The sequence below is a fragment of the Mycobacterium alsense genome (assembly GCF_002086635.1).
In the GTDB taxonomy this organism is placed as follows: Bacteria; Actinomycetota; Actinomycetes; order Mycobacteriales; family Mycobacteriaceae; genus Mycobacterium; species Mycobacterium alsense.
The window spans coordinates 90,795-112,324 of record NZ_MVHD01000003.1 but is presented as its reverse complement, the minus strand read 5'-3'; the positions used below and the strand labels follow the sequence as shown (position 1 = coordinate 112,324).

General features: G+C 63.4%; 17 protein-coding genes and 4 tRNA genes. 16 read left to right on the top strand and 5 right to left on the bottom strand.

All coding sequences use genetic code 11. The features are described from left to right. Positions 1 to 12 precede the first annotated feature (12 nt). From BST11_RS03280 to BST11_RS03250, 7 genes are all read left to right on the top strand, one after another. Positions 13 to 717 carry a DUF3800 domain-containing protein gene (locus BST11_RS03280; RefSeq protein ID WP_083136580.1) on the top strand — a complete coding sequence of 235 codons (705 nt, stop codon included), beginning with the start codon at positions 13 to 15 and terminating at the stop codon, positions 715 to 717. 261 nt (positions 718 to 978) lie between these two features. Further along, entirely contained in the window at positions 979 to 2,004 is a 1,026-nt protein-coding gene (locus BST11_RS03275) for a S1 family peptidase (protein WP_083136688.1), read from the top strand. Positions 2,005 to 2,086: 82 nt separating this feature from the next. Beyond that, positions 2,087 to 5,518 carry a helicase-related protein gene (locus BST11_RS03270; protein WP_083136579.1) on the top strand — a complete coding sequence of 1,144 codons (3,432 nt, stop codon included), beginning with the start codon at positions 2,087 to 2,089 and terminating at the stop codon, positions 5,516 to 5,518. After that, entirely contained in the window at positions 5,518 to 8,304 is a 2,787-nt protein-coding gene (locus BST11_RS03265) for a DUF1156 domain-containing protein (protein WP_083136578.1), read from the top strand. The genes BST11_RS03270 and BST11_RS03265 overlap by 1 nt, the downstream gene beginning before the upstream one ends. Position 8,305: 1 nt before the next feature. Continuing rightward, the gene (locus BST11_RS03260; protein ID WP_211284609.1) at positions 8,306 to 11,647 is read left to right on the top strand and encodes a Swt1 family HEPN domain-containing protein; all 3,342 of its coding nucleotides are present in this window, start codon (positions 8,306 to 8,308) and stop codon (positions 11,645 to 11,647) included. A gap of 44 nt (positions 11,648 to 11,691) precedes the next feature. Then, positions 11,692 to 12,894 (top strand): AlbA family DNA-binding domain-containing protein, encoded by a 1,203-nt coding sequence (locus tag BST11_RS03255; RefSeq protein ID WP_244897480.1) that lies wholly within the window; start codon positions 11,692 to 11,694, stop codon positions 12,892 to 12,894. Between the two features lie 4 nt (positions 12,895 to 12,898). Next, positions 12,899 to 13,726 carry a DUF4145 domain-containing protein gene (locus BST11_RS03250; RefSeq protein WP_083136576.1) on the top strand — a complete coding sequence of 276 codons (828 nt, stop codon included), beginning with the start codon at positions 12,899 to 12,901 and terminating at the stop codon, positions 13,724 to 13,726. Between the two features lie 69 nt (positions 13,727 to 13,795). Here BST11_RS03250 and BST11_RS03245 read toward each other — a convergent pair whose 3' ends face one another. Then, a complete protein-coding gene (locus BST11_RS03245; RefSeq protein WP_083136575.1) occupies positions 13,796 to 14,224 on the bottom strand; it encodes an NUDIX hydrolase in 429 nt (142 codons plus the stop codon). Positions 14,225 to 14,314: 90 nt separating this feature from the next. Between BST11_RS03245 and BST11_RS03240 the strand changes: the two genes are divergently transcribed. The 5 genes from BST11_RS03240 to BST11_RS03220 all read left to right on the top strand — a co-directional run bounded on the left by BST11_RS03240 (position 14,315) and on the right by BST11_RS03220 (position 18,344). Then, positions 14,315 to 15,094: a GntR family transcriptional regulator gene (locus BST11_RS03240; RefSeq protein WP_083136574.1), complete on the top strand. Its 780-nt coding sequence runs from the start codon at positions 14,315 to 14,317 to the stop codon at positions 15,092 to 15,094. A gap of 101 nt (positions 15,095 to 15,195) precedes the next feature. Then, a complete protein-coding gene (locus tag BST11_RS03235; RefSeq protein WP_083136573.1) occupies positions 15,196 to 15,618 on the top strand; it encodes a plasmid replication, integration and excision activator in 423 nt (140 codons plus the stop codon). Continuing rightward, positions 15,615 to 16,943, top strand: coding sequence for a cell division protein FtsK (locus BST11_RS03230; RefSeq protein ID WP_083136572.1), 1,329 nt, complete (start codon positions 15,615 to 15,617; stop codon positions 16,941 to 16,943). Before BST11_RS03235 ends, BST11_RS03230 begins: the two co-directional genes overlap by 4 nt. Before the next feature lie 9 nt (positions 16,944 to 16,952). Continuing rightward, entirely contained in the window at positions 16,953 to 17,186 is a 234-nt protein-coding gene (locus tag BST11_RS03225) for a helix-turn-helix transcriptional regulator (RefSeq protein ID WP_083136571.1), read from the top strand. Then, positions 17,187 to 18,344 carry a tyrosine-type recombinase/integrase gene (locus tag BST11_RS03220; protein ID WP_083136570.1) on the top strand — a complete coding sequence of 386 codons (1,158 nt, stop codon included), beginning with the start codon at positions 17,187 to 17,189 and terminating at the stop codon, positions 18,342 to 18,344. It abuts the gene before it with no gap. A 32-nt stretch (positions 18,345 to 18,376) separates the two neighbouring features. Here BST11_RS03220 and BST11_RS03215 read toward each other — a convergent pair. From BST11_RS03215 to BST11_RS03205, 3 genes are all read right to left on the bottom strand, one after another. Further along, positions 18,377 to 18,453, bottom strand: a tRNA-Phe gene (locus tag BST11_RS03215). A gap of 26 nt (positions 18,454 to 18,479) precedes the next feature. Continuing rightward, positions 18,480 to 18,556, bottom strand: a tRNA-Asp gene (locus tag BST11_RS03210). Positions 18,557 to 18,588: 32 nt separating this feature from the next. Next, a tRNA-Glu gene (locus BST11_RS03205) sits at positions 18,589 to 18,661 on the bottom strand. A gap of 166 nt (positions 18,662 to 18,827) precedes the next feature. Here BST11_RS03205 and BST11_RS03200 point away from each other — a divergent pair. Together BST11_RS03200 and BST11_RS03195 are read left to right on the top strand one after the other, a co-directional pair. Then, positions 18,828 to 18,900: transfer RNA gene (locus BST11_RS03200), tRNA-Lys, on the top strand. A 139-nt stretch (positions 18,901 to 19,039) separates the two neighbouring features. Further along, a complete protein-coding gene (locus BST11_RS03195; RefSeq protein ID WP_083136569.1) occupies positions 19,040 to 19,849 on the top strand; it encodes a TIGR04255 family protein in 810 nt (269 codons plus the stop codon). Here BST11_RS03195 and BST11_RS03190 read toward each other — a convergent pair. After that, the gene (locus BST11_RS03190) at positions 19,839 to 20,738 is read right to left on the bottom strand and encodes a class I SAM-dependent methyltransferase (protein WP_083136568.1); all 900 of its coding nucleotides are present in this window, start codon (positions 20,736 to 20,738) and stop codon (positions 19,839 to 19,841) included. The two genes, BST11_RS03195 and BST11_RS03190, sit on opposite strands and share 11 nt — an antisense overlap. A gap of 157 nt (positions 20,739 to 20,895) precedes the next feature. On the opposite strand from BST11_RS03190, the gene BST11_RS03185 reads away from it, so the two are divergent. Continuing rightward, positions 20,896 to 21,261, top strand: a complete 366-nt coding sequence (locus tag BST11_RS03185) for an ArsR/SmtB family transcription factor (protein ID WP_083136567.1) — start codon at positions 20,896 to 20,898, stop codon at positions 21,259 to 21,261. Positions 21,262 to 21,300: 39 nt separating this feature from the next. Beyond that, positions 21,301 to 21,504, top strand: coding sequence for a zinc transporter Slc39a7 (locus tag BST11_RS03180; RefSeq protein WP_083136566.1), 204 nt, complete (start codon positions 21,301 to 21,303; stop codon positions 21,502 to 21,504). Positions 21,505 to 21,530 lie beyond the last annotated feature (26 nt).

The following is a 21,530-nucleotide window of genomic DNA, read 5'->3' as shown; positions in this document are numbered from 1 at the left end:
ACGCTCCGAACCGTGCTTCTGGCTTACATCGACGAGTCGTACGACAAGGTCGAGTACTGGCTCACCGCGCTCGTCGTGCCTGCTGACAGCGCTCTCCAGCTCCAGAACGACCTTGACGCAGTCGTTTCCGACGCGGCGAGGAGTTACGGAGTTTCTCCAGATGCCGAGCTTCACGGAAGCCATATCCGCGGCGGGAAAGGCGACTGGGCAGGCATGAAGGAGATGATCCGCGCTCGCATCAAGGTCTACTCCGACGCACTCGAAGCCATCGCAGCCTGCGACGGGCTGGAGTTGGCATTTCGCGGAATCGATATCCCGAAGCACAAGGCACGGTACGGACCGGCAGCCTGGCATCCACACCGAGTGGCGCTCGACTTCCTGTGTCAGTCGCTGAACGGTATGGCGTCGGGGAAGAGCACGCATTTCTTGGCCATCGCCGACGAGATCGACCAAGCGGACACCCTGCGCGCCAGCTACTGGCACTTCCAGCGGCTAGGAACGCTCAGCCCGTACACCGCCAAAATGGACAGGGGTGTGGATGCGCTCCACTTCGCGCCGTCCAAGCACAGTCGCTTACTCCAAGCCGCTGACCTGGTGTCGTACCTCAACTTCAGAATGCGGCGCTCTAACATCACTAATCCGCGGGCGCGGCAGGCCGACGCGGGCTTGGCGCAAATCGTCGCACCAAAAAGATGCGTGTGGAACCTTTGGCCGTAGATGCACAACAGCCCCGCTCGGGGCGGGGCTGCGGCTCACAGAATCCTTTCGGAGTTCCATTACGTATCATACCGGACCTGCCGACATCCACAACCGCCTGCCGTGACATGGCTGCCTGCATGGCAGTAACCGCCCCCGCCGCAGCTAGCGTCATGGACTATGACACACGTCTGCGGTAACGACGAGGAATCCGCATCGCCGCGTCAGCCCACACCTGCTGACCTAAAGCCCGGCACTTCCGCATGGCGTGTGAACGTGGCGATGTGCGCCCACCAGTTCTTCGGGCTGATCCACAACCCTGCGATGGCGGCGGCGATCGGAAAGCCCGAACCTCCGCCCGCCGATCCGGCCGGCGGGCCGCCCAAGACCGTGCCCTTTGAACCATGGTCGGTCGCCGACTTCTCGAAATACCTGCATAGCCTCGGCCTCCCCGCCGCCGGCGAGGCAGTTACCCTCCACCGACTCCTCAGTGCGATGGAACGCGCCGGGCTTCTGCTACCGCTCGGCTGGAACCCGCAAATGCCGATTATGGGCCAGCAGTACATCTCCCAGGGCGGCGCCTCGAAGGGACAGCTCGGTGGCAACCTGTGGTTGTCCGAGGTGTTCGGTGCCGAACTCATCATCCCGAGCTACAACGCGGTGACGGTTCAGCTCACCGGTCACGATGACGAGGGCAACCCGGTCGACAGCTGGGGCACCGGCCTCGTCGTCGACCACAACCACGTCATTACCAACAAGCACGTCCTGACCGGCCTCGCAGGCAGCAGCTCGGGTCTATCTATCTATCCGTCGCGCAACCACGCCGACGCGGCTCAGGTGGGCTGCTCGGGAACGGCTCACGTGCACCCCACGCTCGACGTCGCCGTGATCAAGTTCGACTTGCCCGACGGCAAGTACCTACCGCGACTGGCCGGTATGGCGTTCCGAGACCCCGACTGGGCCGATGAAGTCTATGTCTTCGGCTATCCGCGGGTGCCGATGACAGCCGAGATGGCAATCACGGTGCAGCGCGGCGAAGTCGTCAACCCGGCGGCCACAACCATCCCCGACCGCCAGAAGATCTTCCTGTACTCGGCCATCGCGCGGCCCGGCAACAGCGGTGGTCCGATCGTTGCGCAGGACGGCCGCGTGATCGGCCTTGTGGTCGAGGACTGTGCGGAATCCCCGTCGACGGATGCCGGCCCGGCCGCGGCACCGTTCTACCGCGGTATCCCTTCGAGCGAAGTAATCCGCGCGCTCGACGAACTCGACTTCGGCGGCATCGTCGAGATGGACACCGTTCGATAGGCAGAACCCGGGACGTAGCAACAAGAACCAATTCCCGTCAACGATATCGTGCCTGTCGGACCCCTCGACTACCGTAATTTGGCTGTCGAGACGGGAGGCGAAGTTACTGCTTGAGGAGCTCAAGCCAGGATTGCGTATCGATGGGTTGATCCCCGCCGCGGTGGTCACCGTCGTCGCCGCGCAGTGGCATGGCACGGACGCGCTTGAGCTGACCTACAAGACCTCCGCAGGTCACCTCGGCCAGCAAGTCATCTTCCGCAAAGATCAGGACAAGCTGACCATCGCGCAGTCCGGCTCCCGCCCGTTCGACGCCCCGGCGGCTGACTTCAAGCTGGTCGCCGAGGCCCAGCGCATCCAGCTGGCGGGACTGTTCGACCCGATGCTGGCCGTGGCCACCAGCGACGTGCGCCCGCTGCCCCACCAGATCCGTGCGGTCTATGGCGAACTGCTCCCCCGCACCCCGCTGCGTTACCTGCTCGCCGACGACCCCGGCGCTGGCAAGACAATCATGGCCGGCCTGTATATCAAGGAGCTGGTCCTTCGCGACGACGTGAAGCAGTGTTTGGTCGTCGCGCCCGGCGGCCTGGTCGAGCAGTGGCAGGATGAGCTGTTCTTTAAGTTCGGGCTGCGCTTCGACATGCTGACCAATCAGCTCATCGACGCCACCGTGAACCTCAACGTCTTCGAGACCAATCCGCTGCTCATTGCCCGCATGGACCAACTGTCGCGCAACGAAGAGCTGCAACAGCAGCTCAAGGAGACCGAGTGGGACCTGGTTGTCGTCGACGAAGCACACCGGATGGGCGCCCACTACTTCGGGGCGAAACTGGAGAAGACCAAGCGCTTCCTGCTCGGCGAGCTGCTCGGCAAGATCACCCGGCATCTGCTCTTGATGACGGCGACGCCACACTCGGGCAAGGAGGAAGACTTCCAGCTGTTCCTCACCCTGCTGGATCGTGACCGCTTCGAGGGCAAGCACAAGAAGTCCACCGACACCAGCGGAATCATGCGGCGCATGGTCAAGGAGGACCTGCTGACCTTCGAGGGCAGGAAGCTCTTCCCCGAGCGGATCGCTGAGACGGTGCCCTACGAGCTCACCGAACTGGAGTACGACCTCTACGAGCAAGTCACCGCATACGTCCGCGAGGGAATGAACCGCGCGGATCGCGTTGGCGGGAAACGAAAGAACACCGTCGGGTTCGCCCTCACCGTGCTGCAGCGACGCCTGGCGTCCAGTCCCGAGGCCATCTACAAGAGCCTGGTGCGCCGCTCAGAACGACTCGAAAGGAAGAAGCAGGAGATCCTCAACGGCACCTACGTCGAGAAGGAGCCAAGTATCGATCTCGCGAATCTCGATGCCGACGAGTACAACGCCGAAGAGATCGAAGAGATCGAGGAAGAACTGCTCGACGCCGCGACCGCAGCCCAGACCGTCGAGGAACTCGACGCCGAGCTGCTCGAACTGGCCGCACTCACCAAGGTGGCCAAGCAGGTCCGCGACTCGGGCACTGACCGCAAGTGGACCGAGCTCAGCACGATCCTGCAGGACCACGCGCTGACCAGCGACAAAGACGGTCGGCCACGCAAGTTCATCATCTTCACCGAGCACCGTGACACCCTCGACTACCTCACCGCCAAAATCCGGTCACTACTCGGCAAACCCGACGCCGTGCAGGCAATCCACGGCGGCGTCCGCCGCGGCGATCGCCGCATGATTACCGAGGAATTCACCAAGAACCGCGACTGCCAGATCCTGATCGCCACCGACGCCGCCGGTGAAGGCCTCAACCTGCAGGCCGCACATCTGATGGTCAACTACGACCTGCCGTGGAACCCCAACCGCATCGAGCAGCGGTTCGGCCGCATCCACCGCATAGGTCAGGAAGAGGTCTGCCGGCTGTGGAACGTCGTCGCGAGTAACACCCGCGAAGGCGACGTGTTCACCCGACTCCTGATCAAAATCGAAGAACAACGAATAGCGTACGGCGGCAAGGTCTTTGACGTTCTCGGCGAGGCGTTCATCGAGACACCACTGCGCGACCTGCTCCTGGAAGCGATCCGTTACGGCGATCTCCCCGAGGTCAAGGCCAAGATGCACGCAGTCATCGATAGCCAGGTGTCCGAAGGCCTCAAGGACCTCCTGGCGGAACGGTCACTCGCGGCCGAGCACCTCGCCGAAGCCGATCTGGCTGCCCTTCGTGCCGCAATGGACGAGGCCCGCGCCCGTCGCCTACAGCCGCACTACATCGAGCTCGCGTTCAAGGCAGCGTTCACCCGGCTCGGTGGCCGCATCGCCAAACGCGAACAAGGCCGATACGAGATAGCCAACGTGCCGGCGCACGTCCGGTCGAGCAAGCACGGCCCGATCGCCACCAAGTACGACCGGGTCACCTTCGACCTGAACCACGTCGAACCCGACGGACTCGCCCGCGCCGACCTGCTCGCCCCGGGTCACCCGCTGCACGACGCGGTCATGGACGAGGCCATCCGACAACACGGCGGCACCCTCAACAGCGGCACCGTTCTGGTGTCCTCGACATTGGAGGAGCCGCAGCTGCTCGTCGGCGTCATCGAGGAGGTCGCCGACGCCACGGGCGCGACGGTCTCGAGACGCTTCGGCTACGCCTATGTCGACAGCTTCGGCACCGTCACACCGGCGGGCCCGGCACCGTACCTCGATTGCGTCGCCGCCCCGGACGTGCCGGCGGTGACGACCGCCCGAGGACTGCCGTGGCTGGCGGATGCCGAGGACAAGGCGACCAGTTGGATCATCGCGAATCGACTGCCCGAGTACCTCGCCGAGGTGCAGCCCCGGCGCACCGCTGAACTGGCAAAGACCCGCGAGCTGGTCACCAAACGGCTTGAAAGCGAACGGGATCGGCTCCTTCTTGACGCCGCTGTCGCCGCCGAGAAGGAGTACTCGGGCGAGAAGCCCAGGGAATCCGCCGAGAGTCTCAACCGCAAGGCGGTCGATCTCGACGTGAGGCTGCGCAAGCGACTCGAGGTGCTCGACCAGCAGACGCTGATGTCCACCAAGCCGCCGCGCATTCTGACTGCGGCTCTCGTCCTGCCGGTGGCGATGCTGGAAGCCGACCTTCCTCCCGCGGCGCCGATCCATGCGAAGGAAACCAAAGAGGTAGAACGCCGCGGTGTCGACCTGGTTCTGGCACGGGAACGCGAGCTCGGCCGCAAACCGGTCGAGCAGGCCTTCACCAACAAAGGATTCGACATCCTGTCCACCGCGCCCAACGGCGACACCTACCGCATCGAGGTCAAGGCCCGCCTAGATGGAGCGAAGGACTTCTTCGTCACCCACAACGAAGTAATGGTCGGCAAGAACGCCGTCCCGCGCTACCGGCTGGCACTTGTCAAGGTCGACCCCCGTGGCGTGCAGCACGACGAGGTCCGCTATCTCGACAACCCGTTCGCCAACACCGATCTCGGCGACTTCGAGGCCACCGGTATTCGCGGCGACTGGGACAAGACCTGGGCGAAAGGAACGCCGCCGTTCTGATGGGAGAGACGATGTCGGGCACGGTGCCGAAACGCAAACTGATCGAAATCGCGCTGCCGCTGGAAGCGATCAATCGAGAGGCGACATACGAGAAGGTTCCAGCAATTCGCCCTCATCCACGCACATTGCATTTGTGGTGGGCGCGGCGGCCGCACGTGGCGGCGCGGGCCGTGCTGTTCGCCCAGCTCGTCGATGACCCGAGCGCCCGGCCGGATGAATTCCCAACGGAGGAACTCCAACGCAAGGAGCGCGACCGGCTGCATGCCCTGATCCAGCGACTCGTCGTTTGGAAGAACTCATGGGATGAGTCGCTCATGGCTGAGGCCCACGCTGAGATCCTCAAGTCCACCAACGGAAATCCACCTCCGATCCTTGACCCCTTCGCCGGCGGCGGCACCATCCCGCTGGAGGCCCAACGGCTCGGGTTAGAAGCACACGCCTCGGACCTTAATCCCGTTGCGGTCTTGATTAACAAGGCGCTCATCGAGATTCCGCCAAAGTTCCGAGATCAACCACCCTTGTTCCCCGGCTTGGCCGACTCTGAGATCCGGGATTGGAAAGGCGCAGAAGGACTCGCTGCGGATGTTCGAGCGTACGGTGCGTGGATGCGTGACGAGGCCAAGAAACGCATTGGCCATCTCTATCCGAAGGCCACTCTCCCTGCCGGTTCCAAAGCGACCGTCATCGCGTGGATCTGGGCGAGGACCGTCACCTGCCCCAACCCAGCATGCGGAGCGGAAATGCCTCTGATTGGAAACTTCTGGCTGAGTAGGCGAAAAGGCAAAGAAGTATTTCTTGTGCCCAAGGTTGTCCGCGATCCAAGCGGCCCGCCCGGTATTCGTATCGACTTCAATATCGGACAGGCGCCGGACCATCCGCCAAGCCGAGTAGCCGATGGGACAGTGGGCCGAAGTGGAGCTGTATGCCTTGCATGCGCGGCAGCCGCACCTCTGGCTTACATTCGTGAGCGCGGCCGAGCAAAGAAATTTGGTGTGCGGTTACTCGCTGTCGTCGCGGAAGGCAGCCGTGAGCGCGTTTACCTACCCGCCTCACCAACGCACGAGAGCGCAGCCAGGGTCGCTCCGCCCGAAGAGTCGGTGAGCGGCTCGCTGAGCTACTACCCTCGTGACCTGAAGGCACCCACCTACGGCCTCACGGAGTTCACCGACCTATTCACAGATCGGCAGCTCGTGGCCCTCAGTACCTTCAGCGACCTGGTCGCCGAAGCGCGCGAGCGCGTCCACGCCGACGGTGGCACGGGGCCTTACGCCGACGCGATCGCGACATACCTCGGGCTTGGCGTTAGCCGCACCGCCGATCGTTCGTCGACAATCGCAAGCTGGGATTCGTCGCTGGGCAAGGTGCGCAATACGTTCGGCCGACAGGCGATCCCCATGACTTGGGACTTCGCGGAGGTCAACCTTTTCTCGTCGTCCACAGGCAATTTTCTTAGTCAGTTCGATTGGGTCGCTGAGGCTTTCGAGAGGGAGCCGGCCCGCGCCCGTGGAACTGTCGCGCACGTTGACGCGAGGAGTGCCAAGTACGAAGGAGTCGTGATTTCCACGGATCCGCCCTATTACGACAACATCGGTTACTCCGATTTATCCGACTTCTTCTACATCTGGCTGCGTCGCTCACTCCGCGCCGTCCACCCGCAACTTCTCTCGACCATGCTGGTTCCCAAGGCGGAGGAATTGGTCGCCAACCCATACCGGCACGATGGCAACCAAGGTGCGCGGGAGTTCTTCGAGGAAGGGTTCCGCCATGTGTTCGCCCGAGTGCGCGCCAGCGCGTTGCCTGACTACCCGATCACCGTTTACTACGCCTTCAAGCAAAGTGAAACGACGGCGGGCGGAGAGGCTTCGACAGGGTGGGAAACCCTTCTTGAGGGAATGATCCGCTCAGGTTGGGAGATTACCTCGACGTGGCCGCTCCGGAGTGAGCAGGGCTACCGGATGATTGCGAGCGGCTCCAATGCGCTCGCTTCATCCATTGTGCTTTCGCTTCGACCGCGGCCAGAAGGAGCCCCGACTACAGACCGCCGGGGGCTAATTGCGGCGCTCGAAGCCGAGTTGCCTGACGCACTGCGCAAACTTCAACAAGGCCAGATTGCTCCTGTTGACCTTCCACAGGCCGCCATCGGACCCGGGATGGCAGTGTTCAGCCGCTACGGAGCAGTACTCGAACCCGACGGATCGAAGATGACGATCCGCTCGGCGCTCGCGCGGATCAACGAGATCCTTGATCAGGTGCTTAACGAGCAGGAGGGCGACTTCGATTCGACGTCGCGGTTCGCAATTGCTTGGTACCGCCAACATGGCTACGGCATAGGCAAGTTCGGTGACGCCGACAATCTGGCCCGCGCGCGGAACACAAGTGTGGATGTCATGGATCGCAACGGGATCGTCACTTCCCGAGCGGGAAACGTGCAGTTGATCAAGCCAGCGGATCTGAGTTCAGATTACGACGTGGTCGCTGATCCCCACACGAGCAATTGGGAAGTCCTTCACCACCTCATCAAAGTACTCGAGCGCGATGGAATTTCAGCGGCGGGTGACTTCCTTAATGCCGCGCTTAGCCGTCCCGATGCTGTGGTGGACGCCGACCTGGTGAAGGAATTGGCGCACCTCCTGTTCCGGATCGCCGAAGGCAATGGGTGGACAAAGGATGCGCTTAGCTTCAACAACCTTGTGACGAGCTGGCCGGAGATCCTCAACGCCGTGCGCGCAGAGAAGCAACCAGCGACCGCGCAGAGCGCGTTCGAATTTAACGACGAGGACGACTGACATGGCAGTGAGCAACCGTGACCGCATCGACCGGATGTTCCAGGCGATGGCACCGGCGTTGGACGACTTCATCGCTTCGGTTGTCGGACAAGCAAACCCGGCGCTTGGCGCGGAGTGGACGAAGCTGGTTCAGGGCAAGGACCTCAAGAAGGGCGCCCCGGCGGGCAAGACCTATGATCCGCTCGACCCGCAAGTCCAATTCCGGATGCTGACCGAGAGCAATATCACTGCGGGCTATAAGGCGGGTTGGTATCCGTTCAACCAGGCGTTGGGCAAGGCGGGTGAGTCGTTCGCCATCGAGCTGCGCGAGGTGCGCAACAGCTGGGCGCACAACGGCACCTTCACCGACGACGACGCGTACCGGGCCCTCGACACCGGTGAGCGCCTGTTGAGGCTGGTCGGCGCGGCACAAGAGGCCGACGAAGTACGCAACATCCGGTTGAATCTCCGCCGGGTGACCGCCGATAAGGACGACAAGAAGGTCCTCAAAGCCGCGGTCGACAACCCCGAAGCCGCCGGCCTGAAGCCCTGGCGCGAAGTGCTGGCACCACATGACGACGTCGCGACCGGGAATTTCGCTGCCTCCGAGTTCGCTGCCGACTTGTACAAGGTCGCCTTCGGGGGCGAACAGGACTCGGGCTATGCCGACCCCGTCGAGTTCTTCAAGCGGACGTATCTCACCGAAGGCCTGAGCGACTTGATCGGACGAGCTGTCCGCAGGCTATCCGGTGACGACAACGCGCCGCCGGTGATCAACTTGCAGACCAACTTTGGTGGCGGCAAGACCCACTCGATGCTCGCGCTGTGGCACGTCGCCTCCGGTCTTCCTGTCAGCTCGTTCCCGCAGGACACACAGGACCTGCTGACGGCGAACGGGTACACCAGCGCGACGGTCAACCGGGTCGCCATTGTGGGCAACCATTTCAGCCCCTCCGGTCTCATGCACGACGACGGCACACACGTCAACACCATGTGGGGCGAACTCGCTTGGCAGCTCGGCGGACCGAAGGGATATGCGTTGGTGGCCAAGGCCGATGCCGACCGCACGCATCCCGGCAAGGCGCTACACGAGCTTCTCGCCAGCTACGCCCCGGCGGTCATCCTGATCGACGAGTGGGTGGCCTATGCCCGGTCGCTCGTTGGCCGCGATGACCTGGCTGGCGGTACATTCGACGATCAGTTCACCTTCGCGCAGTCGCTGACGGAAGCTGCCAAGGGCACTTCCGGTGTGCTGCTGGTGATTTCGATTCCCGCATCGGAGAGCGGTGACGATCCCGATAAGATCGTCGCCGGCAACGCCGAGGAGGTCGGCGGCGCGCACGGCCTGGAGGCGCTCAAGCGGCTGCAGAACGTCGTGCGTCGCGTCGCCGATCAATGGCGGCCCGCTTCCTCGGCCGAGGCGTACCAGATTGTGCGGCAGCGCCTTTTCAAGCAGCCCGATGCTGCGGCGCTGGCGGCGATCGGCGCCACCGCCCGGGGTTACGTGGAGATGTATCGCAAGTACGGCGACGACTTCCCCCGCGAATCCCGCGACACGGCATACGAAGAGCGGATCAAGCGGACCTATCCGATCCACCCTGAGCTGTTCGACCGACTCTACGAGGAGTGGTCATCACTGGAGCGGTTCCAGCGCACCCGCGGCGTGCTGCGGCTGATGAGCACCGTCATCCACGCGCTTTGGACCGGCGAGGACGCGAGCCCGCTGATCATGCCTGGATCGATTCCACTGGCCACCGCGAACGTGAACTCCGAACTCACGCAGTACCTGCAGGATTCGTGGAAGGCGATCATCGACGCCGACGTCGACGGCGCGAACTCCGAACCCGCACGCATCGACAAGGCAAAGCCGCTGTTCGGGCAGCGATCACTCACCAAACGTCTGGCCCGCACCGTTTTCTTCGGAGCAGCCCCGACCATCGGGTCCGCACACAAAGGGTTGGAGACTCAACGAGTGTTCTTGGGCACCGCCGTGCCCGGCGATGTCCCGGGCAACTTCCACGCGGCACTCACCCAACTCGGCGACCGGGCCACCTACTTCTACTCCGGCTCCGGCAAGTACTGGTATGACCTGCAGGCCAACATCACCCGCACCGCCAAGGACCAAGCCGAGCGGTTGCACAAGGAGGACGTGTGGGCCGAGATCGTGCGCCGACTGCAGGGACAGGCCAAGACCAGGGGCGATTTTGCCGGCGTGCACGTCTGCCCGGAGTCCAACGCCGACATCCCCGACACCGACGAGGCGCGACTGGTCATCCTGCACCCGAAGGTCGCCCACAAGCGGGGAACCGACTCGGCCGCAAAGGATTTCGCGCACAAGGCGACCGAACACCGCGGCAGCGCCAACCGCACCCACCGCAACACGCTGGTCTACCTCGCCGCCGACGATGCCCGGCTGGAAGAGCTCGACAACGCCACACGCGACTACCTCGGCTGGAGCCACGTGCTCGCCAGCGAGGCCGACCTGGACCTGACGCAGAACCAAAAGAACCAGGCGACGCAGCGCCAGGCTCAAGCCGAACAGACCGTCGCGTCGCGGCTGCTGCAGACGTTCACCTGGGCGCTCGTCCCGACCCAGCCCGACCCGGGCGCGCCGTTCGTCATCCGCGAGACCAAAGTCGAAGGCCAGTCCACCTCATTGGCCGAACGAGTTTCGCGCCGGCTCGGCAGCGACGGCGACCTATCGACCCGCCAAGCCGCCGCGACCGTCCGGCTGGCGATCCGCAAGGTGCCCCAGATCTGGAAGGACGGGCACGTGTCGCTGGGGTCGCTGTGGCGGCTCTACAGCCAGTACCCCTACATGCCAAGGCTGCGCGACCGGCGGGTGCTCGATGAGGGCATCGTCGACATGCCGATGATCTGGCAGACCGACGCCTTCGCCCTGGCAACGGGTTTCGACGAGGCGGCTGGCCGCTACATCGGGCTATGGACCCCCGACGACAAGGGCGCCGCGCCGGCCGCAACCGACTCCCTGCTACTGGTGCGGCCTGACGTCGCCGCCACGCAACGCCAAACCGAAGTGACGCAAACACCCGATACCGGTGACGATGCCACGCCGGCCGTCGACACCGACAAGACACCGAAGCCGCCCGTCGACATCGCCTTCCCTCCCCCCAAGACCCGCTTCTATGGAGTCAAGACACTCAGCGCCGACAAGATCGCACTCGACTTCAAGAACGTCGCCGAGGAGATCATCGCCCATCTTCGCGATACCGGCACCAAACTCGTGGTGAAGGTCGAAATTGAAGCAACCGACACGGCTGGCTTTGACGACAGCAAAATCCGCACCGTGTCCGAGAACGCTCAGACCTTGAAGTTTGACCAGTCGGGCTTCGAGGAGACATGAGCTTCACAGAACTCCACCGTGCTCTCGGAGTCGCGCCTGGACCATTGACTGACGAGCTGCTCAACGACGCAGTCGCGGCCGGTGTGGCGGAAACCGATGGTCTGGACTGGAAGTCTGAGTTACCCCCCGCGAAGGGACTTTCGCAGACCGACTTCCCGAAGGACGTAGCGGCGATGGCCAACAGCGGCGGCGGTGTGATCGTCTACGGCATTCGTGAGACACAGAAGGCAGCAACCGAGCGACTCGATGTCGGTGAGGTGGATGAGGCATACGAGCGTTCCCTGCGCAGCGCCGCGATCACCGCTATCACCCCGCCCGTATTCGGTCTGAACGTGCTCCGGCTCGGCGCCGAGGGGAATCGTGCTGTCGTGGTTGAGGTTCCCGCGAGCGTTGACGGTCCACATCTCACCTATAAGAACGAATACTTTGCCGCACCTGTCCGTAACGACTCGGACACGGTGTGGATGAAAGAACGACAGATCGAGGCGATGTACCGCGCGCGGTTCGACGAGCGCCGCCATGCCAAAGAGGCACTGGATACGTTGCTCAGCGAAGCAGCCGCGGGGAGGGACACCGATACTCGTTCATGGCTGATCGCGGTCGCGCGCCCTCGCATCCCCCGCTTCAAGGATCGCCTGAGTCGCGAAGCCGCTCGGGAAGTGCTGTCAAAGGCCGAGCACTTGGCATTGACGTATGCCGGACGGGGCGGCATCCACCCGCTCGAGAGCGTGGACCGACTCAATCCCCGGCCCGGACTACGCCGTTGGGTCGCGGTAAACACGGCTACCGGCGACTCATCGATATGGAAAGAGTCGTGGGCGAGCATCCACGACGATGGCTCAGTCACGTTGGCGACCGCGGTTGGCGGGCACCGTACGAGGGACGGCTATTTCGAAGGTTGGGAAGTCGAGTCTTCTGCCATCGAGTGCGCGATCGCCGACGTGATGGCGCTCATCAGAACCACGGCGGAAGCTACCGGCAATGATGAGTACGACGTGCGGTTGGGGATCGCGTGGTCTGGCGGGAACCCTCTAATGATCCTGACGAAGGACACGCAAGGCTACACCTACGACGGCGTATCAACGCCTCTGCACCACTACACACCCGTCGAGACGACAGTGAACGCCATCGAACCTGCCTTGGACTACTTCTGGCATGTCCATGACCTTGCCCAGGACTGCGTGAACCAAGGTGGGATCTCGAACGTATTGATGATCTGCCCTCCGGACCGGGATAACCGGGAATAGGCCAATGGCAAACCTGAAGAACCCCACGAAGCAGAAGCTTGAGCACCTGTTGAACATGCGGACTGGTTACGTGCTCGATTTCACCAACGCCACCTTTCAGGACTTCATCCTCACCAGCGTCGGGATCGATGTTGACAAGAAGTATCCAGATGGTTCGAAAGCTGTTCGCCTCCGGTCGTTCTGGCAACGTGAGAGCGATGAGACGGTTGCAACGCTGATGATGGAGATGCTTGACCGCTGGCGGACAAGCCAACTGATGAGCAACGGACTTTCACCAGAAGACCAGACCATTTACGAACAAGCCATGGCGGAGCTGAAGGTGCTGATCCCCGATGATTTGGTACCCAGCGCCGACGAAATAGCATTTCTAGACAAGGATCTCGGCAACATCGATCTGAGCGCCGTCCCGGTTCCCTTGACCTTCCAGGAAGTCATTGAGCAACGGAGACAGGAGATTGAACTATGCCTGAGAGCTCGAGCTCCGCTTGCGGTGATCTTCCTATGCGGCAGCACTCTCGAAGGCCTGCTTTTTGCCGTTGCTGAGAGCCACCCGAAGGAATTCAACCAGGCGACGGCGGCACCCATCAAGGAAGGCAGCGTGAAACCGTTTGGCGAATGGACCCTGCAAAATCTCATCGATGTGTCCCGCGAACTCGGACTGGTCGGTGAAGATGTGCTCAAACACGCCCACGCAGTTCGCGACTTCCGCAACTACATTCACCCACGGCAACAGATCCGGGAGAACTTCACACCGCGCATGTTCACAGCCGAGATGGCTGACAAGGTGCTTCAGGCGGCGATCGCAGATCTAGCGAGCAGGGACTCTTCTTGATTTCCGTAAAGAGAATCCGCACGGCGGCAACCCATCTGGGACTTGTCTGCTGTCTAGCCTAGCCAGCAACTAACGCGATACGAGGTTGACTCCATCGTGGGCCCGCGAATGCGCGTCTTTGTCGAAAGCGTCTAGAACGCGAACGGCGAAGGCAGGGTTCATCGCCGCTTCAACCTCGTCCCTGGTCATCCAACGAACTTCGCGTGCTTCGGCAGTCGAGTGAGCGTCTCCATCGGCAGGACGGCAGCGGTAGACCAGAGCGACAATCCCATGGGTGAGGTTCTTGTAAACTCCAGTGAGGCGTTCCACCACGACCGTCAAACCGGTTTCTTCGACGACTTCGCGCCGCACACCGTCCTCGAAGGATTCCTCCAGTTCGAGCACGCCACCGGGCGCCTCCCAATGGCCGGTGTCGTCTCGCCTGATGACGAGAACGCGGTCATCATCCCGGACGACGATGCCGGCGACACTGACCGAGTGTTTCGGCGTAGTTGACATCGCTCGTCTCCCTTGTTCGATGTCGGTACGACTGACGCGGTTGACTCAGCCTATAGACTAGTCGTCTAGACAAGTGATGAAAGGCTGGCTGTGCTGGAACTCGGACAGGTCGATCGCGCGGAGGACAAACCGCCATATCGGCAGATCGCGGCGATGTTGCGGGACGCGATTATTTCCAATCGGCTTGGCCCTGGAGAGCGGCTGCCGTCCGAGAAGGAGTTGATCGAGCATTTCGGAGTGGCTCGCATGACAGTCAGGCAGGCCGTGCAGGAGCTCCGTTCCGAAGGACTGATTATCTCGGAACACGGCCGTGGAGTCTTCGTTCGCCCGATGCCTCAGATCCGAAGGCTGGCGTCAGATCGATTCGCCCGGCAGCATCGCGCTGAGGGCCAAGCGGCATTCACTGTCGAAGCGGAGAAGTCCGGTTACTCGCCCCAAGTCGACAACATTGTTGTAACCCGCGAGAAGCCGGATTCGCTTGTCGCTGAGCGCCTTCGCTTATCGGCCGACGATGAAGTTGTCGTGCGGTCGAGGCGTTACCTGGCGGATGGCCGCCCCATTGAGACTGCGGTCTCGTACATCCCCGCGCCGTTCGCCGTAGGTACGAAGATCGAGCAGGTGGATACCGGACCTGGTGGCATCTACGCACGCTTGGAAGAAGGTGGCCATTTACTCGCGCGCTTCGCCGAGGAAGTCGGAGCCCGGATGCCGACACCTGAAGAACGGCGGCAGCTTGAGCTAGAGCCAGGGGTCCCCGTACTGACGGTGGTCCGGACCGCGTACGACACCGACGACGTGGCGGTCGAAGTCTGCGACACCGTGAAGGTCGCTTCCGCTTACCTGCTCGAATACGAGTTCTCGGCTCGCTGACTCCCGCCAGCAGTGACGAATCGCCCGTCAACAGTTGCACTCCTCTAGACGTCTATGTATGCTGCTACTTGTCTAGAGCAGTTCCCATAGGAAGGTTCGCTATGTCTGTGCCAAAGTGGCTGAAGGTGCCCCACCAGCAAGTTTTCCCCCACCGAGCGTTCTTGGTGTCCGACGTGACGGCCGTGATCGACTACGAGCGGTCAACGAAGGACAACAAGGTTCAGGCGACTGACCGAGAATCCGGCCAGCCGTTATGGCAGGTGGAAGTCCTCGATGGCGATCCGGCCGCAAGTAAAAGAGCGCGCACCGTCACGGTCAAGTTCGTGACACCAAAGCAGCCTGTGTGTCCCACAAATGAGAGCGGAATGCCCTTCACTCCAGTGGTTTTCGAAGAGCTGTCCGTGTTGCCGTACGTCGACCGTTCGGGCGAGTCCGGTCGTATCGCGTGGTCGTTTAGAGCTGCCAGCATGACCGCCGACACAGGTAAGGCAGGATCGTCAGCGCCGGGTCGGGCGTCGGCATGAATCCCTACGGCCCGCAGTCGATTCCCGATCCCGACGGCGGGATCGACCTCTTTCACATCACGCACCTCCTAACCCTCGGCGCCATATGGGTCGTCGGGGCGGTCGTCATCGTCACGCTTGCGCTCGTGGTCTGGCGGCTGCAATCGCCTGCCACATACGAGCGCTACTTTGGGGCCTCAGCAAGGCAGGCCCGCTGGCTGTTATGGGGAATGACCTCCTGGCCGCGAGTCGCCAAGGCCTGCGGCCTGTCAACCTCGAAGCGCGTCACTCGTAAAGACATGCAGGGCAAGGAAACCACAAAGACCGTCTGGACTCATCCTCGCCTTCTCGGCGTGAGCATGTCCGACCACTGTCTGCGCATGACCGTCCGCACGCGGACCGGCCAGACGGTGGACGACCTCGAAAAGGCGGTCCCCGCAATCCGTGACGCTGTCGGCGCGCATTCTGCACGCTCGACGGTGGTTGCCCCAGGCACGGTTCGCATGGAATTCGTTATGCGAGAACAGCTGTCAGCTGTTGAAACTGCTACACAGCCGATCAGCGCCGAACCGACGGCTGTTGAGATTGGCCGGCGCCAGAACGGGTCGGCCTGGATTCTGCAGGTCGGTGGCCTCCACACCCTCACCGTTGGGTGCTCGGGCGCGGGCAAGGGCTCGATCTTTTGGGGCATCGCCGGCGGACTGGCCCCAGCCGTTAAGTCAGGAACCGTTCGGCTGCTTGCCGTAGATCTCAAATATGGGATCGAAGTGTCAGTCGGTTCCCCCTTGTTCACCAAAGTTGCGACGACCGAGGCCGAGGCCGCGAAACTGTTGGCCGACTTGGAGAAGCTACTAGACACCCGTGGCCGCAGGATGGCCGGCCGGGCACGTTCGCATACACCGAGCACAGCCGAGCCCCTCGTCGTGCTGCTCATCGACGAATTGGCGGGCTTGACCGCTTACATGACCGACCCGGCCCTCAAGAAGCAAGTCGCTGCCTCGCTTTCGCGCATCCTGACAAAGGGCAGGGCCGTCGGCATCGTGGTCGCCGCGTTCATGCAGGACCCTCGTAAGGAAATCCTGCCCATGCGCGGGTTGTTTACCCAGACCGTTGCGTTGCGTCTACGTTCACGCGAGGAGGTCGCGATGGTCCTGGGTGAAGGTCTCGCCGATGCCGCTCCTGCACACCGCATCAGCCCTGATGAGCCCGGCACCGGCTACGTTATTGACGAAGACGGCTCAACGATGCGGGTACGTGCCGACTACTGGCCTGACTCGCTAATTCGTTCTGTTGCAGACGAATACGGACTAGCAAGTCAGATTCACCCGGGTCCGACGGAGAATTGAGCCATCGGCATGACGACTCTCAGCACCAACACCACCGTCACCGCGATAGCGACGTTTCCCGAGCTGCTGACAGCAGAGCAGGTGGCCGAACTGCTCGGCGTTTCGGCTGCGACCGTCAGCCGATGGGGCGCACTGCGCGACCACGGTGACGACGTGGGACCACCGTGTTACACGTTGTCTGATCGCGTAAGGCGTTGGGACGCAGCGGAAGTCCGCGCATGGCTCCGCAAGGTGCGGCGCTAAGTGGCCGGCTCGGTGCCCCGTGGCATCCGCAAGCGGATCAACTCCGCCGGTCAACCGCGCTACCAAGTGCGCTACCTGGTACGTGATCCAGACTCCCCGTCGGGCTGGGTCGAAACGTCGTCGACATTCGCAAGTTTGCGAGAAGCACGTGCCTTCAAAGCCGACCGAGACGGCGAAGCTGCCACGGGCGGCCGTCGATTCGACCCACGCCTGGGTCGCATCACCCTGACCCGCATCTGGGACCAATTCGCAGCGTCCAAAGAGCCAGCGGTGTCAGAGAAGACGTGGAGCGGCTACACCCAACATTGGGAGCTGCGCATCAGCCCGCGGTTTGGACACCTGCCCGTCTACGAAATCACCCGGAAAGACATCCAAAGGTTCATCGACGGCTTGAAGGTAGGTCCGTGGGCAAAGATGTCCACTCTCAGGCTTCTGCGGTCCATCCTCGAACTGGCGCGCGAGGACGGACGAATCCATGCCAACCCCGCACGGGGCTGCTCGGCAGGCCGATTACCCGCGCGGGACCGCCATCGCTACCTCACAGCCACCGAAGTAGCCGCCCTCGCGGCGGCCTGCGGCGACCAAGGCGACATCGTGACGATCCTCGCCTACACAGGCCTCCGTTGGTCCGAGCTCGTCGGCTTGCGCGTCGGTGATGTGGACCTCACAGCCCGTCGGCTCTATGTCCGCCAGGCAGCACCGGAGGTCGAAGGCCGCATCGTTGTCGGCCCGCCGAAGACGCGTGCCGCGGTGCGAGCCGTGCCGCTCCCCCAAGTCGTCATCGACGCTCTCAAACCGCGGGTCATTGGCCGTGCGCCGGACGAGCAGGCGGTCACCTCACCGAACGGCGGCTTTCTTCGATCCAACAACTGGCGCCGCCACACCCACTGGTCCCGAGCACTTCAGAACACACAACTGGCGCCCTTGACGATTCACGACCTACGCCACACCTACGCCAGCCTGGCCCGGGCATCCGGCGCTGACCTCCGCTACGTCCAGAAAACGATGGGGCACTCCACGCCGACCGTCACCGCGAACATCTACAGCGACCTCTACTCAGACGAACTCGACCAGGTAGCCACGAACCTCGACCGGCTCCACGGATCCGCCGCGAACCAGGCGAACGGACAGGAACCGGACACGCCAAACCATCCATAGAGTGCAGAAACCGTGTCCATGCAGATCAGACCTGGTGGCCAGGGCCGGGATCGAACCGGCGACCTTCCGCTTTTCAGGCGGACGCTCGTACCGACTGAGCTACCTGGCCGGAAGGCAGCAAGTGCCTCGCCGTGCTGGCGACCCTGACGGGACTCGAACCCGCGACCTCCGCCGTGACAGGGCGGCGCGCTAACCAACTGCGCCACAGGGCCTCACTTGTTGCTCCGCGTCACCGCGTCGCAGGTACCCCCTACGGGATTCGAACCCGCGCTACCGCCTTGAAAGGGCGGCGTCCTAGGCCGCTAGACGAAGGGGGCCAGAACCGAATCTCTCCGGGGTACTCGCAACGGAGTTGCCGTTGGGAGCCACGCCAGCTTAGGTCACCGCAGGCCAAATCCTCAAACGAGCGCCCCGGGGACGGCGCTCGGGCGGCGCTCGGGCGGCCTTCGGGGGCCGCCGTCGGCACAGTATCCTGACATCCGCGCCCCTATAGCTCAGTTGGTAGAGCTACGGACTTTTAATCCGCAGGTCCTAGGTTCGAGTCCTAGTGGGGGCACTCGACACGCGCTCAAAGGGCGCCGCGAGGCCCCTATGTCGGGCCCATCACCTCGGGTGATGCGGGCGACCCGGCGTCCCGCTACATCCGCCGGCCGGCGCACGGTATGGCGGCGGTTTGGCCCGCAAGGGCCTTGGCTATGCTTCGCAAGATGAGTGTCGATGCGGCTTACCCCAATGCGCCAGTAGCCCTGGTAACGATGGAAATCCGTCACCCAGCAACGGATTCCCTCACCGAGACATCGAGCGCGGAGCTGAGACGGCTGCTCGCCGACCTACTGCCCATCGAACGCCAGGCGCAGGACGTGGCGTGGGCGATGGGCGCCGGCGGGCAGCCGCAGCCGGCCGCCGAGCGTTTCGTCCGCTACGTCAACCGAGACAACACGCTGGCCGCCTCGATGAAGACCCAGGCCGTCGTCATCGAGACGACCGCGTACAGCAACTTCGAGGCACTGGTGGACGTCGCGATGCGAGTCATCGACGCGCGCTCGGAGTTCTCGTCGATCGTGGGAGTGGAGCGGCTCGGCCTGCGCTATGTCCTGGAAATCCGCGTCCCGCAGGGCGTGGACGGCCGGATCGAGTGGAGCAACTGGATCGCCGAGCCGCTGCTCGGACCGCAACGCATCGCTCCGGCCGGCCTTGCCCTGACCGAATGGCAGGGCGCCGCGGTCTACCGCGAGGCCAACCCCGGCAAGTCGATGATCGTCCGGTACGGCCCGGGCGTCGGCCAGGCGCTGGACGCGAGTTACCACCTGCGCCGCACGATGCCGGCGGCGCAGGGGCCGTTCTTTTTGATGGACATCGACAGCTTCTGGACGCCGACCGGGGCCATCCCCGAGTACGAGCGGAACGCGGTGCTGACGACCTTCCAGGATCTGTACGACCCCGCTCGCACGGTGTTCCAGGAGATGCTCACCACCCGCCTGAAGGACGACCTGCTCAGCCGGTAAGCACGGCGCCGCTGTAGGTCACGTCGGCGAAGGCCTCGGCGACCTCGTCGTCCGGGTACACGAAGCCGTTGGCCGCGTGCAACTCCCTGACGGTCCGCGGCGACGTCCGCCAGCCCCGCTCGGCCAGGTAGTCGAGGATGTGGCTGCGGTGGCCGTGGTAGACGAGGTCGTTGAAGTCGATCTCGAACCCGAGTTCGCTCATCCGCTCGTGGTGTTCGCGCCAGCGCCGGTCGGCGAAAACGGCGGTGTCCGGCACGAATTCGAATGCCAGGTGGCTGCCGGGGGCGCTCAGCGCGGTGACGTTGTCGAACAGCGCGTCCTGGGCTTCGTCGGGCAGGTACACCAATAGTCCCTCGGCGCTCCACGCCGCGGGGGCCTGGGGATCGAAGCCCGCGGCCCGCAGCGCGCCGGCCCAGTCGTCGCGCAGGTCGACGGCGACGGTGCGCCGCTCGGCCGTCGGCTCGGCGCCCAGTTCGCGCAGCGTCAGCGTCTTGAACTCGATTACCTCCGGCATGTCGACCTCGTAGACGACCGTGCCGGCCGGCCATGGCAGGCGGTAGGCACGCGCGTCGAGACCCGCTGCGAGGATGACCGCCTGTTGGATGCCGCTGTGCGCCGCCTCCAGGAAGAATTCGTCGTAGAACCTGGTGCGGCAGGCCATCCCCCGCGCCATCCGACGGGGATCGAACTCCGTTTCCCCGCCGACCGGAATCTGGCCGTTGACCAGCCGGACGTAGACGTCGATGCCGACCGCGCGCACCAGCGGCGCCGCGTAGGGGTCGTCGATCAACTTCGCGTCGTTCGACAGGGCCCGCTGGGCGGCGACCATCGTCGCCGTCGCGCCGACGCTCGTGGCCAGATCCCAACGATCGCCCTCGGTGCGCGCCATCGCCTTCCCCTCACTCGGACCAAAAATATAGATAGTCTAGTTACTATCACAGCGTCACCGCCGTTCGTGCGGGACTACCTCCGGCCCTGCGACCGACTTCCCACGGCGAAGGCCGGACGGCATTGCAGGGGCGCCGCTCGTTCGCTAGTATCTGCATATGCATGCAGATAATGGTGAAAGCCGTCTGCCCGACGATCAGGCCAGCCTCGTCGTCGAGGTGTTCCGGATGCTCGCCGACGCCACCCGCGTGCAGGTGCTCTGGTCGCTGACGCATAGCGAGATGTCGGTCAACGAACTCGCCGAGCATGTCGGAAAGCCCGCGCCGTCGGTTTCCCAGCACCTGGCGAAGCTGCGGATGGCGCGCCTGGTCCGCACGCGCCGGAACGGAACGACCATCTTCTACAGCCTGGAGAACGACCACGTCCGCCAGCTCGTCATCGACGCCGTCCGCAACGCCGAGCACGCCGGCCCCGGCGTTCCGCCGCACCACCGTGGCGAGCGTGGGCTGAAGGCGGCCGAGTAGTCAAGAATCACAACGCATTTCACAACGGAGGGTGAAGTCATGACCGAACAGCACAGCCACGAGGCGCCCCACGCGCACGAACACCAACACGCCGACGGGACCCACTCACACGCGCACACCACGCATGAGCACGACCACGTCGCGCACGTGCACTCCCACACCCACGACGACGGAACCGAGCACACCCACCAGCACGTGCACCAGTCGGATCTCGAGGGTGTGCACGCCCACTCCCACGGGTGAGCCAACGCGTCGTGCCCGGGAGCCGG

Excerpts from the sequence above, each read along its gene's own strand:
- BST11_RS03245 (WP_083136575.1), bottom strand. The coding sequence starts at position 14,224 with ATGTCAACTACGCCGAAACACTCGGTCAGTGTCGCCGGCATCGTCGTC.
- BST11_RS03190 (WP_083136568.1), bottom strand. The coding sequence starts at position 20,738 with ATGGCGCGCACCGAGGGCGATCGTTGGGATCTGGCCACGAGCGTCGGC.
- BST11_RS03265 (WP_083136578.1), top strand. The coding sequence starts at position 5,518 with ATGGGAGAGACGATGTCGGGCACGGTGCCGAAACGCAAACTGATCGAA.
- BST11_RS03230 (WP_083136572.1), top strand. The coding sequence starts at position 15,615 with ATGAATCCCTACGGCCCGCAGTCGATTCCCGATCCCGACGGCGGGATC.
- BST11_RS03225 (WP_083136571.1), top strand. The coding sequence starts at position 16,953 with ATGACGACTCTCAGCACCAACACCACCGTCACCGCGATAGCGACGTTT.
- BST11_RS03180 (WP_083136566.1), top strand. The coding sequence starts at position 21,301 with ATGACCGAACAGCACAGCCACGAGGCGCCCCACGCGCACGAACACCAA.
- BST11_RS03235 (WP_083136573.1), top strand. The coding sequence starts at position 15,196 with ATGTCTGTGCCAAAGTGGCTGAAGGTGCCCCACCAGCAAGTTTTCCCC.
- BST11_RS03260 (WP_211284609.1), top strand. The coding sequence starts at position 8,306 with ATGGCAGTGAGCAACCGTGACCGCATCGACCGGATGTTCCAGGCGATG.
- BST11_RS03250 (WP_083136576.1), top strand. The coding sequence starts at position 12,899 with ATGGCAAACCTGAAGAACCCCACGAAGCAGAAGCTTGAGCACCTGTTG.
- BST11_RS03185 (WP_083136567.1), top strand. The coding sequence starts at position 20,896 with ATGCATGCAGATAATGGTGAAAGCCGTCTGCCCGACGATCAGGCCAGC.
- BST11_RS03195 (WP_083136569.1), top strand. The coding sequence starts at position 19,040 with ATGCTTCGCAAGATGAGTGTCGATGCGGCTTACCCCAATGCGCCAGTA.
- BST11_RS03275 (WP_083136688.1), top strand. The coding sequence starts at position 979 with ATGTGCGCCCACCAGTTCTTCGGGCTGATCCACAACCCTGCGATGGCG.